Origin of the sequence: Amedibacillus dolichus DSM 3991 (assembly GCF_000154285.1) — a bacterium.
Classification (GTDB): domain Bacteria; phylum Bacillota_I; class Bacilli_A; order Erysipelotrichales; family Erysipelotrichaceae; genus Amedibacillus; species Amedibacillus dolichus.
Map to the genome: position 1 here is coordinate 1,343 of NZ_DS483464.1, position 872 is coordinate 2,214.

Here is an 872-nt window from a genome sequence, read left to right on the forward strand (position 1 = left end):
TTCAAAATAATTACGAATATACGTAATGGCGATATCATCAAAGCTATTTAAGCTTCGAAGCGATTGTCCGAAATAACGACGCTTTAAACGCTCTACCATTTCTTTATCCACTGCTTCCTGCTGCATACGCTTCCATATTTTCGCAACAATATCTTTAAAACGCATTTCATCATTGCTTTCTCCATAAAACATAATCAGTCCATGATCTTCACCAAAGTCTACTTCACTGCCAATATAATCATTGATAATGCCTCCATCAATCCATGCTTGAAACTCCGGATTTAATGAAGAAAAATAAGCATCTAGCATGATTTTAAAGCACCATTCCATTCGATTACGCATACTAGAATCTTTCAAACCTGTTAATTTATAAGCAATCGCTTGTTTTTTTATAGATATGTCCATTGCAAAGCGATATTCCTTACGTGCAACCTCATGGGGCTCTACAACTTCTTTTCGATATAACCGAGGTTGGTTTGAAAACTCTTTTTTATCTTGATTTTCACGAATAAGCTGCATCACTGCTTCCACATCAAAATCACCAATACCAAACAACACCATGTTACTTGGGTGATAATTACGGCAGTAGCATTGTTGTAGTTCTTCAAGTGTCGTAGCACAGACACTTTCCGCATCTCCACCTATATCATATTTTAACGGGTGATTTTGGAATAGCGAAGAAAAAGTTTCCATCAAAAGACGATTATCCGGCATTTGTTGATACATATTCAGTTCTTGTACGATAATCCCTTTTTCTTTTTCTACACTTTCTTTAGAAATTTGTAACGTCTGTACAAAATTCATCAACAATTCCAATGGCTTTTTGATGTCGTTGCTTGTGGAAAAATAATATGCTGTTTCATTGTAAGAAG

1 protein-coding gene is annotated in these 872 nt (G+C 35.4%); it reads right to left on the reverse strand.

Translation table 11 applies throughout. From position 1 onward, the window contains the following. Positions 1–872: M16 family metallopeptidase (locus EUBDOL_RS01015; protein ID WP_040462820.1), on the reverse strand; the 872-nt coding region annotated here is incomplete at both ends.